The 16007-nt window shown below is 45.0% G+C and carries 12 protein-coding genes; all 12 read right to left on the bottom strand.

The genetic code is table 11. The features are described 5' to 3' along the window. Nucleotide 1: 1 nt before the first annotated feature. A complete protein-coding gene (locus FS373_RS03820; RefSeq protein ID WP_144047040.1) occupies nt 2-412 on the bottom strand; it encodes a curli assembly protein CsgF in 411 nt (136 codons plus the stop codon). A gap of 13 nt (nt 413-425) precedes the next feature. Beyond that, nucleotides 426-902, bottom strand: a complete 477-nt coding sequence (locus tag FS373_RS03815; RefSeq protein ID WP_229380934.1) for a curli production assembly/transport protein CsgE — start codon at nt 900-902, stop codon at nt 426-428. Then, nucleotides 899-1531 carry a LuxR C-terminal-related transcriptional regulator gene (locus tag FS373_RS03810; protein WP_152829058.1) on the bottom strand — a complete coding sequence of 211 codons (633 nt, stop codon included), beginning with the start codon at nt 1529-1531 and terminating at the stop codon, nt 899-901. The genes FS373_RS03815 and FS373_RS03810 overlap by 4 nt, the downstream gene beginning before the upstream one ends. Nucleotides 1532-1675: 144 nt before the next feature. Further along, nucleotides 1676-3679, bottom strand: coding sequence for a curlin (locus FS373_RS03805; protein ID WP_144047042.1), 2004 nt, complete (start codon nt 3677-3679; stop codon nt 1676-1678). A gap of 18 nt (nt 3680-3697) precedes the next feature. Next, nucleotides 3698-4243, bottom strand: coding sequence for a curlin (locus FS373_RS03800; RefSeq protein WP_227992533.1), 546 nt, complete (start codon nt 4241-4243; stop codon nt 3698-3700). Nucleotides 4244-4671: 428 nt separating this feature from the next. Beyond that, nucleotides 4672-6303, bottom strand: coding sequence for a beta strand repeat-containing protein (locus FS373_RS03795; protein ID WP_144047043.1), 1632 nt, complete (start codon nt 6301-6303; stop codon nt 4672-4674). Between the two features lie 19 nt (nt 6304-6322). Beyond that, nucleotides 6323-6610, bottom strand: coding sequence for a hypothetical protein (locus tag FS373_RS03790; RefSeq protein ID WP_144047044.1), 288 nt, complete (start codon nt 6608-6610; stop codon nt 6323-6325). 420 nt (nt 6611-7030) lie between these two features. Further along, a complete protein-coding gene (locus FS373_RS03785) occupies nt 7031-8755 on the bottom strand; it encodes a beta strand repeat-containing protein (protein WP_152829057.1) in 1725 nt (574 codons plus the stop codon). Between the two features lie 603 nt (nt 8756-9358). Beyond that, nucleotides 9359-11242 carry a bifunctional protein-serine/threonine kinase/phosphatase gene (locus FS373_RS03780; protein ID WP_227992531.1) on the bottom strand — a complete coding sequence of 628 codons (1884 nt, stop codon included), beginning with the start codon at nt 11240-11242 and terminating at the stop codon, nt 9359-9361. A 24-nt stretch (nt 11243-11266) separates the two neighbouring features. Further along, nucleotides 11267-12733 carry a NarK family nitrate/nitrite MFS transporter gene (locus FS373_RS03775; protein WP_152829119.1) on the bottom strand — a complete coding sequence of 489 codons (1467 nt, stop codon included), beginning with the start codon at nt 12731-12733 and terminating at the stop codon, nt 11267-11269. A 10-nt stretch (nt 12734-12743) separates the two neighbouring features. After that, nucleotides 12744-13097, bottom strand: coding sequence for a nitrite reductase small subunit NirD (gene nirD / locus FS373_RS03770; RefSeq protein ID WP_144047046.1), 354 nt, complete (start codon nt 13095-13097; stop codon nt 12744-12746). A gap of 27 nt (nt 13098-13124) precedes the next feature. Continuing rightward, complete coding sequence (gene nirB / locus FS373_RS03765) at nt 13125-15749, bottom strand: nitrite reductase large subunit NirB (protein WP_144047047.1); 2625 nt, start codon at nt 15747-15749, stop codon at nt 13125-13127. Nucleotides 15750-16007 lie beyond the last annotated feature (258 nt).

Here is a 16007-nt window from a genome sequence, read left to right as displayed (position 1 = left end):
CTTAGCCCCCCGTGCCCGTATCGACTAATCCACCGACTTCAATCACTGTTGTTTCACCTGTAACTATATCTGTGATATGTACCAGTAATGTGCCGTCTTCATTGACAACATTAATCTCAAAATCCGTTGTTTTCAGATAACCTTCTCCACCATTAGCCGCATCGTTGAACAGCTGGCTCATCAAACGAGACTCTAACGAGCTGGCCATTCTTTCGAGTGCCGTTGGTGGTGTATAGCCAGAACTGGTCTTGTGATCATTCTGAGACGAGGCATTGGCTAAAAGGTATGAACCATTTAGATAACTGCCACCGAAGTTTGGGTTTACAGGCGTATAGATCAATTGAGTTGCGCTGACGGAAAACCCCATCAGGCAAAATCCTATGCCACTTCCCAGTAATCTGAACTTATTCATGTGCGGTCCCTGTCTAAAATTCATCTGGAGCAAGATCTGGGTCTAAGAATTGAGCCCAACTTGCTTGTTTCTTATTTTGCCTCAAAGTTTGATTAACCCTGGAAGCCGCTGCAGCAGCCTGATCATCGATATTACGACTCACAGGTGATACCACAGTGATATATATTGGTTTTCTATTGTGTAAAATGGTGACCTTACTGCCGCTGCGAGCCGTTGCTCGCTCGACAATACTCAAGCCTGAATGCGATGAAATCCCACCTATGTCTCTGTATGCCGAGACAAACTCGCGGTAAAAACGGTGGCCAACCCGAGTCATAGCCCTATTTAGGATCAAGCCATCAACAAGATCAGTCTCTCGCTTTGGCTTTGCATCACTGATATTTTGAGATTCAAGAGCTTGCTTCGATTTGACTTCTGCTTTATGTAATTCCTCCGCCGAAATAAAAAAGACCATACTAAACAAAAATAAAAAGCAAACGACTTGCTTCACAGATGAACCTCATGAAGGTGAGTCTGTGCCCACGCTATCGCTTGACCGCGACTAGAAACACCTATTTTTCTAAACGCGCGATAGAGGTGAGTTTTAATGGTGCTCTCACTCACAAACAACTGGCTAGCGATATCAACATTAGTGCTACCACTGAGCAATGCCTGGAGGACTTCTCTTTCTCGAATGGTAAGATTATCACTTCCTTCCAGGTTCGATTGGTCATCGCTACTGTTATGGATTAACTGAGCCGGGATAACAGACTTACCGCGCAAAATATTGGCTAAGCCTTGTCCAACGTCTTCTAATGAAGCATCACAATAGAAAATACCGGCTGTGACTGTTGGATGGATAAGAAAACGAGCATCGATCTGTCTGGGATAATGTAAGAATACGACTCTCGAGGCGTATTCTTTCTCGACGTGTCGCTGAATTTGATAAGCGTTTTGTACGTCAACCGTGGCTAAATCAATAACGATAAGTGACACACCTCCCTTCTTGATCTCGGGCTCAACTTTCTCTGGCGTCACTTTGACTAACTTAACCAAAAACTCTTGAGGCCAACGTGTATCCAGCAGATCGGCAAGTAATTGAGAACGAGAAACGACAATCCAATTTATGACTTTAAACATACAGCTGACTCCATGTCGTAATATTTACTGTGCTAGAGGCCTTTAATGTAACAATTAAGCTACACTAGTGCAGCAAATGTATCCATCCATTTTATTTATGTATAACTCAAAAGGGTGCTAAACACCCTTTTGCCTTATACACTCTTACTCAGGCACACTAGCTTGCATGATAGTCACCTGGTTATTAGAGCCGAAACTCGTCACATTCGCTGTGTTGTATGCGTCATACTGACTCACGCTCACAACGTTTCCAGCTCCGCCTTCCACATAGATATCAGTAATGTGATGCTGACCATATTGAACCACATCGATATCATTACCTGCGCCAGTGAAAGACTCAACAGTCGCGCTGTTAAACTCGCCAGTCTGAGCGATATCAATTTGCGAACCGCTATCGGCAGCGTCTGCATAAGCTAAGTTTTCAGTACCCGTTTGAGTGATATGAATAATGTTGTCATTACCATAAGTACCCGCACCTAAGTCATCACCATACCAATTGCTCGCAGTCGCGCTGTTGGTTACACGGTTACCTGTACCTGACTGCACGATGACAATTTCACTCGCGTTACCACCTTGAGTTGCAGCACCTGCATAGTTGTCACTGCCCATTTGAGTCACACTGATGGTATTACCGAAACTAAAATCAGTTTGGTCGATAAGCACTGTGTTTGAATTACCAGTTTGAGATACAAGCGCTGTATCATTAGTACCGGCTTGATTGATAGTGGCCGTGTTACCCGAACCTTCAAGACTTCCACCTTGAGTTAAGGTTAACGAGTTACTCGCGCCGCTTTGGTCGATATTAGCAATGTTTGAGAAATCATTTTGAGTTACGTTAGCCGTCTGTTCATCACCAGTTTGAGTGATACTTGCATCGTTAAGTGAACCCGTTTGCAGCACACTTGCTGAACTTCCGAAGCTGTTCTGATCAACAGACACTAAGTTTTCTTCCCCAGTCTGATCGATATCGGCAGTATTCCCTTCGTCTAGCTGATCGACTAGCGCAATGTTACCCGCTGCAGTTTGATCTATATTGGCAATATTCAAATCACCAACTTGGTTAAGCACTGCACTGTTACCTGCAGCTGACTGAACGACATAAGCTTGGTTAGCTTCACCGTCAGAGTTAATGACAGCTTCGTTGCTTCTAGCCGATTGAAGTACATCGGCAATATTACCCAGACCACTTTGCTGAACATCGGCAGTATTGAAGCGAGCACTCTGCTTTACCCTGGCATTGTTATTGCTGCCATCTTGGTTAACGAAGGCTATATTTTTCTTTGCTGTTTGACGAATGAAGCCAGTGTTATCATTACCAAGCTGGTCAAGTGAGGCGGTATTTTTTGCCTTAGTTTGACGAATATGGCCATCATTTCGATCGCCAGTTTGAGTTAACGCTGCAGTGTTCTTTTTAGCAAACTGTTCAACTAAACCTATATTGTCATTGCCTGATTGAATCAGTTCTGCTCGTGTAGTATCTGTACTACCATCATGAGCGAAGTTACCCGTTTTCTGCAGGATATCACCATCATTGCCAGAACCCGTTTGAGTTAGTTCAGCGAATGCTGCATCAGAGCGGTCTTGTGAAACATACGCATTATTTCCTGCACCCGTATTTTGCTCAATCGTTGCAGTAGCATTATCAGACCAATGATTGTCAATTTCAGCGGTATCACCATTTCCATTTTGAATAACTGAAGACACTGCCGCATCTGCGTTATTTTGAGTAATCGTTGCTGTATTTTCGTTGCCATTTTGAGCAACCGATGCAAGTGCTGACTGCTCATTATTTAACTTCTGAACGATTGATGCAGTGTTTTCATTACCGATTGAATCGACAGTGGCTAACGCAGATGACGTTGCATCTTTTTGATCTATTGTTGCTGTATTACCGTTACCTTGCTGATTAATGCGGGCTTCAGTCTCAACTGTTCTCGCTTGAGTTGCTGTCGCAGTATTATTCGAACCTTCCTGGTTAACTAATACTTTGTTGTATGAGCTAGCATCAGTTTGAGTCACTGTCGCCGTGTTCTGTACACCGCCGACTTGAGAGACTTCCGCTACATTATGAGTGCTATCCGCGGCATAAACGCTTGTTGATGCTAAGAGTGCTGCTGATACTACAAGTGCGATTTTGGTCTGCTTCATTTGTGTTTTTCCCTTTCCCTAGTTAGACGCATGGCCTTGAGTGATGACGGCTGTTTGTGAACTGCCCCACTGAGCCACACTGACTACATGCCCGGAACCATTTTGCTGGATCCAGACTGAGTTTTCGTATCCTGTTTGATGTATATAAGCCTGATTACCATAGCCATTTTGAGTCACATCTATCTCAAGAGCCGTACCGAGCTGATTGGCTATAACCAAATTGCCATAACCCGTTTGTTGTATGCTCGCTTCGATATCTGAGCCAGATTGCAAGAGTAGAATTTCATTACTGACTCCTTGTTGGCTGGCGATAAGTGAAGTGTTGTAACCAGTCTGTGCCAGATATAGCTCATTGCTCATACCCTGCTGGCTTATATTCGCAGAATGGCTATCGCCTATCTGGTTGACTAAAGCTTGATTCCCTGCACCAGAGAGTTCATCGAAACTACTGATATCTTCATCTGCGTGGGCCATAGGAGATAAAAACAAACCGGTGATCACCAGGAGTTTCCCCCAGTGATTCAACAAACTATTTTCCATTTTATCCATGTTTGTAAGCAACATCTTGCATCCTGCATTAACCAGTCAAAATATTGACGTTAGTATGTCGCTAACAGGGGGGAACATCATCATCCAAAAGTATGAAGCCAGATAGCTCAAACATCGTATTTTCACAAGCTAACTAGTCCCTTATTACTACAACTTAAGTACTATCAAACAAAGGATTTCTGCAAGCTACCGGGCCACCTAAAATGTAATGACTTGCAAAACAAACTGTTACACGCTTACCCGCAGATTTACACGAGTTGTAAACAGGTGCGCGCACTTGTGAACTAAGAGTAATTCCATTTGGCATATTTTGAAAACTTCAGCTAGGACAATAAAAACTCTAGAATTAGAAACAGAACGGGGGTAACTTGTGATCATCTTGCACAAATAAAAAAGGGGCGTTTCCGCCCCCTCAATCTAATCAATCAAAAATAGTTAACTATTTAAATTGAACCTTGAGTGACAACGACTGTGTTACCAGCACCTGTACTGGAAACATTTGCGGTGTTACTCGTATCATATTGATGAACTGTCACACTGTTACCCAGTCCATAACCAACAAATACATTGGCTTCATGGTTCGAGCCATACTGGTCAATGTCTATGATATTTTGGTCGCCGAAGGCAACAGCGCTGATAAAGTTATCTTGGCCATCCTGAAGCAGATCGACATTAGAACCGCTATAACCTGAAATAGACTCAACGGTATTATCTGTACCATGTTGGTTGACTGTTAGCGTGTTACTGTCTCCTATGGTTCCTGAATACCCTATAGAACCTGTCAGAGATTGACCTTCACCAGTTTGAGTCACATTTACCGTATTATCTCCACCAAAAGCGGTAACAACACCAGCATAATGAGCATCACCAGTTTGATTAACCGTGATTTCACTGTCATGGCTACCTAAGCCTTGGTAAATAGTTGTATTGTTACTTGTGCCGTTTTGAGTGACTGACGATGTGTCGCTATCACCGTATTGCTCAACTCTAGAATAGTTACCAAATGCTGGGTCGGTAGCCGTTTGAGTCACAGTGGCAGTGTTACCGTTATTGCTTTGATCAATATCAGCGTTATTGCCCCCGCCATACTGGTAAACGTTAGCAGTTTGAGATGTGCCCAACTGATCAACGCTTGCTAGGTTATCAGCGGAAGATTGCATCACTAATACATCACTATCCTTACTAAATTGATTCACTACTGCTGTATTGCCAGTATCAGACTGAGTGACATAAGTCGTGTTTCTATCACCTGTTTGAGTGACCGTAGCATCGTTATTTTCAGCATTCTGTGCAATCGTAGCTGAATTGCCATTGCCGCTTTGAGTCACAGTTGCGCCATTGTGCTTAGCGTTCTGCTCAATATCACCTAAGTTACCATTACCCGTTTGAGTAATGGTCGCTGTTGTATCATCGGTTTCAGACCAGTCATCAGCTGTGGTCGTCTGATAAATGATTCCAGAGTTACCACTGCCGGTTTGAGTTACGTCTGCAGAGGCATAATCTGAGTCAGTTTGACCAATATAACCATAGTTACCGCCACCGATGTTCTGGGTGATGGTAGCCACCGCTCTATCTGTTTGTTGGTTATTGATTATTGCAGTATCGCCGCTTCCATTTTGATCTATGCTAGAAAGCGATGCATCGGCACTGTTTTGTGTAACTTGCGCCGTATTACCGTTACCATTTTGAGTGATCAAGGCATGAGCACTCTCTTCTGTACCATTTTCTTGAAGGATTGTGGCTAAGTTTCCGTCACCAATGGTATTAATCGTCGACAATGAAGTATCTGCGGTGTCTTTCTGAGTGATATAAGCTTGGTTACCTGAGCCATCCTGGTCGATGTCTGCGCTAGTATCTTGAGTATTAGACTGTGTTGCTGTAGCAAGGTTACCTGAGCCAAGCTGATCAATAGTCACATCATTAAATGAACTATCTATTGCTTGTGTCACTGTTGCTGAATTTCCAGCCCCATCTTGGTTAACTGTTGCTAGATTATTCGTACTATCTTCAGCTAAAGCGCCTGTCGACACAATTAAAGCTGCCGATACTAATAGTGCAATTTTAGATTGTTTCATTTCCCTGTTTCCTCTTCCTTTAGTCCGATGCTTGACCCTGAGTCACCACCGCGGTTTGCGAACTTCCCCATTGAGCAACACTTATCCTGTGCCCTGTGCCGTGTTGCTGAATTAAAATTGAATGCTCATAGCCCGTCTGGATGCTATACACGGAGTTATCTTGGCTGGATAGCTCATCTAAGGAGCTCAGATCTGAGTTGGCGAAGACATAAGAAGAAAAAGTGCAGGACACTAACAGGTAACTAAAGAGTGTAAACACTTTAGTTTTAAGAATAAGCCGTTTATTACGCTGTCCTTGCGAATCCATGTCGATAAACCAGTGTCAGATTATTGACGTTGATTATGTAGGCATAAAATACTAGCGACATCCATCTAAAGTATTAACGATCAGGTCATAAAGTTGTATATGCAGCAGGTAAGCAATACCTTTCTACTACAACCTGGACAGTGTGTCCTTAGTCCACACAAAGCCTATGTAGATCCTTTTACCTGCATAAAAGGATTAAATATGCCGTTAGTTCTGAACTGCAAATATAATCTCCATAAAGCAGCATAATAACGGAGCCTTCATCTGATCCTTCAAAGTCCAAAACACCAGTCGTAAAACAGCAAGACTTATTGAACCTAGCCAACAGACAAGTATTCAAATTCTGTGATTCACCCAGCAATCTTAAATAACTAAAAAAAGGGGCCTAAGCCCCTTGAAAAGTCACTACAAACTTAATAATTACATAGTACCCTGAGTGACCATAACAACGTTATTAGAACCGGAACTTGTCACGTTGGCTGTATTGTAGGAATCTGTTTGAGTCACACTAACAGAGTTCATTGAACCACCTACAACATAGACATCAGCAAGATGATAATCGCCAGTTTGGCTGACAGACAGGTCATTTTCGCTACCGAACCATGACTCAACCGTCGCATCGTTAAACTCGCCTGATTGAGCTATATCAACAGATGAATTATCATGAGAAGCATCAGCATAAGCAGTGTTATCATTACCTGATTGGCTAATTACTAGCATGTTATTAGCACCGTAAGTACCCGCGCCTATATCTGAACCATAATAATTATTAGCATTGTCATTATTCCTAACACTGTTGTTAGTACCAGTCTGAGTGATAGTGATGGAACTGCCACCACCTAATTCAGTAGCGGCACCAGCGTAGTTCGAAGCACCAGATTGAGTCACTGAAATATTATTATCATAGCTGTTAGCACTTTGAGCGATCACCACTTGGTTTGAATTACCAGTTTGGCTCAATGTAGCTGTATCGTTATCACCATCTTGATTAACAGTAGTCGTATTACCAGTACCAAAATCACTTCCACCTTGAGTAAGTGTTAGACCATTACCTAGACCAGACTGAGTTACTGCAGCTGTATTTGAAAAATCATTCTGTGTGATTATGGCCGACTGATCCGCACCCGTTTGAGTCACAGTTGCGCCGTTACTTTCTCCAGTTTGAGTAACCTGAGCCAAACTACCAGAACTTGTTTGCGCGATAGTCGCACCATTGCTTGGTCCACTCTGATCGACATTTGCAGTGTTGCCGTTACCTACTTGATCAACATCTGCAGTATTACCCATAGCGGTTTGAGCTACAGTCGCAGTATTAGAGTCACCATCTTGAACTACGTCAGCAGCATTTGATTCAGCGCTCTGAGTGACACTAGCAGTGTTTAAATCGCCTTCTTGTAAAACAACAGCACTGTTATGCATGGCTGTTTGAGAAATAAAACCAGTATTTGTCGCCCCAGATTGAGTCAATGAAGCATTGGTATCGTCTGTGCCATTCTGCCAGCGATTGCCAGTGTTCTGAAGAATATCACCATCATTTCCTGAACCCGTTTGAGTTAAGTCGGCTGTACTGTGATCAGATACAGACTGATCTACATATGCATTATTTCCTGTACCTGTATTTTGGGTTACCGTCGCTGTTGCATAGTCTGACCAGTAATTATTAATCTCAGCAGTATCACCATTACCATTTTGAGTAATTGTCGAAACAGCTCCATCACCATCGTTTTGAGTGATTGTTGCAGTGTTCTCATTACCATTTTGTGCGATTGCCGCGTTAGCAGATACAGCATTGTTCAGCTTCTGTGTGATGTACGCTTTGTTGTCATTACCAACAGTATCAACAGTCGCAACAGCTGTTTCAGTCGCATCCATCTGATCTACAGTAGCCAGGTTATCATTACCTGTCTGGTTAATAGTCGCAGTTGTTTGCGCAGTTCGCGCTTGAGTCGCATGGGCAGTGTTACCGTTACCAGTTTGACCGATAGTAACTTGGTTATTTACGCTCTCATCGGTTTGAGTCACGGTAGCAGTATTACTGCTACCGTCTTGGTCCACTGTAGCTCTGTTTTGAGTACTCGCAGCATTGGCACCAAATGATGCAAATAGTGCAGCCGAAACTAATAGCGCAATTTTAGAATGTTTCATTTCCCTGTTTTCCCTTTTCTATAGCTTAGTTAAAGGCTGACAAAGCGTTATCACCAATTAGCGAACTCACAAGGTCATACCGAATTGTGAATTTAGAGCCTAAATGCCTCTAAACATGTCCTACTGAAATCAATCATTAGCTCGATAATGAAATAGGAAGCCTAATTCCATTAGGCAGTAAAACGGACTGCATTAAATTGTTATCGAGTTTAACTGGTGAGTATTATGCGGAGTAATTTGAATCACAACATCCATCACGAGTATTAACGATTCTTAACCAAAGGGATCGAAATTAGAGGGGGATATAGACTTTATAACTACGCCAGATACAACTTTAGATGTAAAGTCGTAATGGATCAGCTGTCGATTTTGATATTGTTGGGGAGCGAGTTTAAAAACAGCCAACGCACTTTAAGCGACTGTTTTATTTAAATTACATCTTATTCAACCAACTAAGTTTAGCTCGGTACAACCTCTGGATTTTAGGCATTTCGGCATATTCCAAGGCCAATTTAATCGAGTATCTTGCTGAATTACGTCTTCCCAGGGCATATTGTGCCCTAGCGAGATCAAAATATGCCTTGTGATAATAGGGGGTGTTTTTTAACTTAGCAGTAAGAGTAATGTACTCAAGCCAAGCAATACCGAGACACCTTGCCAGAACCTCACGGGATCCCTCTCTAAAAATGAGCGTCCCACTTCCGGTTTATCCCAATTCACCAATGGTTGATTGAGTTCATATAACAGCTCACTGGTATCAACCTGGCGACTCACGGGGTCGAAGCTTAAGGCTTTCTTCAGTGGTGGGTCCATCCATAAGGGAATGAGTGGATTGAGTTCATAACTCGGGATGTAAACCAGCTTAAGATAATCTTGTTTGGTGCGACATTGTGCCAATTTTCCTTTAAAAGGCAACTGGCCGGTGAGCATCTCGAAGGTGATCACTGCCATGGAAAACAGGTCGGCTTTGTTGGTAACCCGGTACCCTAATACACTCTCGGGGGCGGAATAGTCTGCGGTGCCTAAGATACTATCTCGTTGAAGAGGGGTGGCAATTTCGGCTATTCCCTTGATATGGCAGGAGCCAAAATCGATAAGCTTAATCTGGCCTTCATAGGTCAGTAAAATATTATCGGGTTTAAGATCTTGGTGTATGGTTTCCTTACGATGAAACGCCCTCACCCCGGATTCTATCTGTTTCAACAGCAGCAAAACCTCCTGCACCGAAGCCTTAGGATTACGAGTGATCCAGGTACTCAATGACATGCCGTTGAGATGCTCAGTGACATAGTAAAGCGCACTTTTCACCCGATCTCTGTCTAATAACTTCACCACGTTCGGGCTGTTTATCCTGTGGCCTATCCAACTCTCGAGCATGAAACGTTCGATATAAGCCGCGTCATCGAGATAATTAACCGAGGGCGTCTTGATGCAACGCTTGTTGCCATCTGCATCGGATGCCAGATATACCTGACTGCGCTGACTCTGGTGTAAAATTTCTTCTATCAGGTAACCGTCTAGCTTCATCCCCTCAGACAATGGAGGCGGAAAAGGTAACTTAGATAGCCTCTGATAGAGATCGTCGATATTTAACTTAGGTAATGTACCTATGGATAACAGCTGACAGCTGACATTGTCCAGACTACCCGCATCGATTGCCTGAGAGCACAATAACCTGCAAAACTCATCGTGATCGATTGCGGCGTCTGACTCTTGTTTAAGGCTTACTTTAGACTCAGGTTTAGATTTTAGTTTAGACATAAACTCAGACAATTTAACTGCCAAGTCTTGATCACTGATAACGTCATGAATGCCGTCTGTGGTCAGCAGGTAGAGATCGCCCTGCGCTAACTCGAGCTTGCGGTAATCCACGTCCAGTTTCACATCTAACCCTAATGCCCTCGCTAGGTAGCGCTTATTTTTTCCAAGCACAGTCACATGGTCTCGGCTCAAACGCTCAAGCTTGCCAGCTCTGAACCGATAGGCTCTGGAGTCGCCAACATGGAGCAGATAAGCACTGCAAGATTTAAAAATAAGGGCGGTAAAGGTACATACATAACCCCGCTGCGCCTCTCGATAGTCCTGACCCAAACCATAGAGCCAACGATTCAGTGCGGTGAGTACCTGAGAGCTGGATTTCTCGACGCTCCAGGTATCCGGCGTCGAATAGTAATCGGAGATAAAATTACTGATGCTTATGCCGCTGGCTTTCTCTGCCGCTTCTGCGGCGCTCACCCCATCACAAATGACCGACACAGCGCCCTTAGTTGTCAGCATCAAGCCATCGGGTATACGTATGCCGATGGCATCTTCATTGGTGGATTTGGCCCCTTGAGCAGAGAACTGACCCGCCCCGATTTCAAGCTCCCCACTCAAAGGCAGCTCTCCATTGAGAGACGGTTCTTCTGGTACACTCGGCTCAGCTTTAGATGTTAAATCATCTTCCACCAGACTCTTACTCAATGACGCTACGCCCGATGCTGACATACCATTTCCCTCTTTGATAACTGGTTAATTGACACTGATCAAGGTCACTTCACCATCCTCATTCACTTCGGCGATATGCCCCTTAGGCTCAATGAGAAACAGCAGACTCACAAGGCCCAGCACCGCACTGGCAGCGATAACATAGAAGAAAATTTGCGTAGACACCATAGAGTAGACAGTTAGGAAAAATACAGCCCCAACATTACCATAGGCTCCCGTCATGCCGGCAATCTGACCAGTTAATCGTCGCTTAATCAAGGGAACAGCGGCAAAGACAGCCCCTTCACCGCCTTGAACAAAGAAAGAGCAAGTCATCACCATAATCACAGCCAATGGTAACGCCCAATCCGAGGTTATTTGTGCCATACCAAGGTAACCCAGTGCTAAGCCAGCAGTCAAAATCATCAGGGTTGGCTTGCGACCGAACCTATCACTTATCCAGCCACCGCCCGGTCTTGAGACCAGATTCATAAAGGCATAAGTGGAGGCCAACATGCCTGCCTGAGTCAGCCCAAGCTCGAAGGTTTCGGCAAAATACAGCGGCAACATAGAGACCACGGCGAGCTCTGAACCAAACGTCGAAAAATACAGTACATTTAATACCGCAACTTGCTTGAAGGGATAGCATTCAAACTCGGGTACCGGGCCATCGAAGATATGCTTGTTCACCTGATAGGTTTGATACAGGTCGACCATAAGCACGCCAACCAAGATGCCATAGATACCATAGACCTCCATCTGAGTGAACATGCCGACACCCGCTGGTGATAACTTCCAGCCGAGTAATGCCAAGGTGGCATACATGGGCAATTTCATCAGGATAAGCAGGGCTAAATCCCCCTTGCTTGTCACTTCCAGGGCGCCCGCCTTCTTAGGTTTAAAGTAGGTTGAACCCTTGGGCGTATCGGAAACATTGAAGTAATAAATAAAGGCGAACACAAAGCTCATCACGCCTGTTAACCCAATGGCATATCTCCAGCCATTATCTCCACCGAAGGCAATGGCTATAGCGGGTAAGGTAAACGCGGCGGCAGCCGAGCCAAAATTGCCCCAACCGCCATAGATCCCTTCGGCCGTGCCGAGCTCTTTCGCCGGAAACCACTCGCTGACCATACGAATACCGATAACGAACCCTGCACCGATAAAGCCGAGTAGGAAGCGTGCCAGCGCTAACTGTTCGAATGTTTCTCCTAGTGCGAACATGAAACAGGGAAAACTACACAATATCAGCAGCGCCGAATAGGTCAGCCTAGGACCAAATTTATCGGTCACCATGCCTATGATAATCCTCGCGGGAATCGTTAACGCCACATTCAGAATAAGCAATGTTTTAATCTGCTCATTGGTCAACCCCAGGCTCAGGGCAATCACCCCCATCAGAGGCGCGGCATTAAACCAGACCATGAAACTGACGAAGAAGGCCATCCAACTGAGGTGCATTATTTTCATTTTTCCCGAGAAGGAGAAAAGATTAAATTTGTCAGAACTCATCATTACCGCCTTATACTAATGAATAATTACCAGAACTGTCATAGGCGCTTTTCACAAGCACCTTGCCGTCTTCGCACTTGATCTGGTACACCTCGACACTTAAGGACTCATCTTCGATACAGGAGCCATCGCGCAAACTGTAATGTTGTTTATGCAAAGGCGATGCGACAAAAATATCCCCTTCGAGATCACAGATAAGCCCGCGGGACAATAGACTCACGCCCGTGGCGGGATCGGTATTATCCAGAGCAAATAATCCACGCTCACCTAAGTTAAAAATGGCAATAGCCCTGTCCTCAAACCAAGCGGCGACTCCGCCAAAGTCTGGCAATTCTTTTTTCTCACAAATATTGACCCAATTCATACTTGTCACTCCTTTAAGCCAATGGCCTTACTTAGATAATTCAACTAGCTCAACATTTTTGGATGTATCACTGGGCAAATTAGTCACGGCAATCGTGCCTACTGAGCCCACAGGGAAACGCTGTCCACGGCTATAGCGATATTGCTCTACATTCACTTGAGGCATTTTTTCAGGGTTAACGAACTCGCTGAATCGAGATAGGAACTCAGGACTTTCCAGACTAGTTCGCCACTCACACTGATACGTCGAGATGACTTTTTCCATCTGAGCTTCCAGATCTTCGGCCACTCCAAGACAATCATCGATGACCACTGACTTAAGGTAATCTAGGCCTCCCTCTAAAGACTCAAGCCACACGGAAGTGCGTTGCAAGCGGGCGGCAGTCTTAGCGTAGAAGATCAAGATACGGTCGATATAGGTCACTAAATCTGCTGTAGATAGGTCGGTTGCAAACAGATCCCCGTGACGAGGTCGCATGCCACCGTTGCCACCCACAAATAGGTTCCAGCCCTTGTCACTGGCAATGACTCCAATATCTTTACTCTGGGCCTCGGCACATTCGCGGGTACAACCCGATACTGCGAATTTGATCTTGTGTGGGGCGCGTAGTCCCTTGTAACGATTTTCCAGATCTATGGCTAAACTGATTGAATCCTGGACGCCATAGCGGCACCAAGTGCTGCCGACACAGGACTTAACTGTCCTTAAAGACTTACCGTAGGCATGTCCCGTCTCGAATCCCTGTTCAATCAATTCTTGCCAGATCATCGGCAAGTCAGAGAGCTGAGCCCCAAAGAGATCGATGCGTTGACCACCGGTGATTTTGGTGTAGAGATCGTGACGCTTAGCAATCTCACCCAGGGCGATTAACTTATCTGGAGTAATTTCACCACCGGCAATTCGAGGCACCACAGAGTAAGAACCATCTTTTTGAAGGTTGCCCAGATACGCATCGTTGGTGTCTTGCAGGTTGGCATGTTGAATGTTGAGTACGTATTCGTTCTCTAAAGTGGCAAATATTGAGGCGGCAACAGGTTTACAGATATCACAACCTAGGCCCACAACGGCAGCTTCCCCCTTGCCATGAGTCTTAATTAGGGTGGTAAAATCTCCTATCTCCTCTACCTGACAAAGATGAAACAGCTCCTGTCTGTCGTATTCAAAATGACAGCAGAGCCCCTTCTCAGTCTCTAGGCCTTGCTCTTCCATGCTCTGAGTGAGCACACTCTGAACCAAGGCACTGCAACCGCCACAACCTGACGCCGCTTTAGTGCAGGCTTTCACTTCAGTCAGACTATGGGAGCCGGCCTGAACGCTCGCAACGATGTCGGCCTTAGTCACCTGGTGACAGGAACAGATAATCGCGTCATCTTTCATCACAACACTGACGCCCTCTTCGCGCTGCAGCAAGTCAACAGCGGGGCCAACAAGCTCATCACCAGACAAGTATTGATTCAACAGCAGGCTGTAATCGCTGGCATCACCTACAAGGACAGCGCCTTTGAGATAACGGCCAGATTCATCTAACCAGAGCTTCTTATAGGTACCGGCTTGATTATCGGTAAGCTCAACAAATTGTGCATTATCAAACCCACGACTCTCACCGATTGAAGCTACGTCCACCCCAAGCAACTTAAGCTTAGTGCTCATATCCGCGCCTTCGAACTTCACTAAGCTCGAAGATGTGCCAGCCTTGTTAGCACCAGAATTAATATGGGATACCGCCGCCCTCGCCATCTGATAACCCGGCGCGACGAGTCCGAATATTCTCTGCTGCCAGATGGCACATTCGCCTATGGCATAAACATCATCGGCTGATGTTAAACAGTGATCATTTATGACAATACCGCCACGCTCACCCACTTCTATGCCACTTTGTCTGGCTAGGCTGTCCTGTGGACGAATACCGGCGGAGAAGACAATCATGTCTGTTTCAAGATAGGTATCGTCATTAAAATTCATCCGGTGCAGCGCCGACTCACCGGCGACAATAGCCGTGGTCGCCTTGCTGGTATGTACAGATACCCCTAACTGCTCAATTTTGTCACGCAGAAGGTCACCCGCCTTATCGTTGAGCTGTACAGGCATCAGCTGAGATGCAAACTCAACAACATGGGTATCTAAGCCTAAGGTCAGTAAGGCATTGGCGGCCTCTAATCCCAATAAGCCACCACCTATCACCACCCCGGATGTGGATTTCTCGGCGGCTTGCTGTATCTGCTCCAGATCTTCGATGGTGCGATACACCATACACTGGGGCCTGTCTTTGCCCGCGATAGGTGGCACGAAGGGGTAAGACCCTGTGGCCAACATGAGTTTGTCATAAAACCAAAAATCGCCATCTTGGGTATGCAGGCACTTATTCTCGGTATCGAGCCCGGTCACTTCCTTGCCAAGGTGTAAGGTCACTCCCTGTTTGGCATAGGTATCGACATTTGCCAGCATTAAGCTATCGGCACTGCCGGTCTCGAAATATTTAGACAGCTGCACCCTGTCATAGGCAGCAAGTTGTTCACTGCCAAATACCTCAATGTGAAAGTCTTCATTGAGCCCTTGATCGCAAAGCTGCTCTATAAAATGATGGCCAACCATGCCGTTACCCACGACGAGTAACCTAGGCTTACGCTCCAAATCTGTTTTTGCACAACCCATAACACACTCCCCATCTCTTTTTGAAACTGCAGATCTGCTAGAAAAAAAAAGACGCCATGCTCTCAAGTGAGAACATGGCGCCATTGCCGATTAGATCCGAATTTTTATTTTACTTGTTGTCTTAAAGCTTATTACTTATTGCAGTGATTATGCCAAGAAAACAATAAGACCAAGCCTTTGATTTAACTACGCTTATTATTTTTTCTGGTACGAAATGAAATGAGTGATCGCACAACCAAGGCGCTTCTGCACCATTTT

It is taken from the genome of Shewanella sp. YLB-07, from assembly GCF_009377275.1.
Note: the sequence above shows the minus strand (reverse complement) of the source record. Positions and strands in the feature narration are given on the sequence as shown.